General features: G+C 70.2%; 1 pseudogene. It reads left to right on the plus strand.

What is annotated here, in order from left to right:
- Window positions 1-729 (plus strand): annotated as a pseudogene (locus OO57_RS42050) (transposase); the annotation flags it as partial.
- Window positions 730-773: the final 44 nt, after the last annotated feature.

The following is a 773-nucleotide window of genomic DNA, read 5'->3' on the forward strand; positions in this document are numbered from 1 at the left end:
TGGACTCGACCGTGCTGGAGGACGCGGTCGCCACCCAGGACACCGTCACCCAACTCGTCGCCGCCATCCGTGCCGTGATCCGCGAAGTCCCCGGCGCCGCCGAGGTCGCAGCCGTGCAGTGCACCGCGCACGACTACCGCGATCCGGGCAAGCCCCGCATCGCCTGGAACGATCAGCAGGCCCGCGCGGACCTGGTGGACGCCCTGGTCGGTGACGCGACGGATACAAGGCCCACCTGGCCGTCGAACCCGAAACCGGCCTGTTCACCGCCGTCGCCCTCACCCCCGGCAGCGGAAGCGAGCACCACGAGGCAAACGTCGCGCTCGATCTGCTCGCCGCCGAGGACGAGCCGATCGACGCCTTCGGCGACACCGCCTACTCCACCGGCCCCACCCACCAGGCACCGGCTGCCTGCTGCGGGAACGCTGCAGCACCGCGAAGGCCGGACGGATCGTCACCATCCGCCCCCACCACGACCTGCTCGCCGCCGCCCGCCGCCAGGCTGCCACCGACCCCGACTGGCAGGCCGCCTACCGGCGATGGCGGCCACCGGTCGAACGCGCCGTCGCCTGGCTCGTTGCCCACGGCAACCGACGACTACGACACATCGGCACGATCAAGAACAACGCCTGGCTCCACACCCGCGCCGCCGCCCTCAACCTACGAACCCTCATCAACCTCGGACTCGACCACAACGGCACCACCTGGCACATCCAGACCACCACCTGACGGCGGCAGCCCAGACCACGCCAAGATCTTCATCAGTCTTCTAG

Origin of the sequence: Kitasatospora phosalacinea (assembly GCF_000717185.1) — a bacterium.
Taxonomy (GTDB): Bacteria; Actinomycetota; Actinomycetes; order Streptomycetales; family Streptomycetaceae; genus Kitasatospora; species Kitasatospora phosalacinea_A.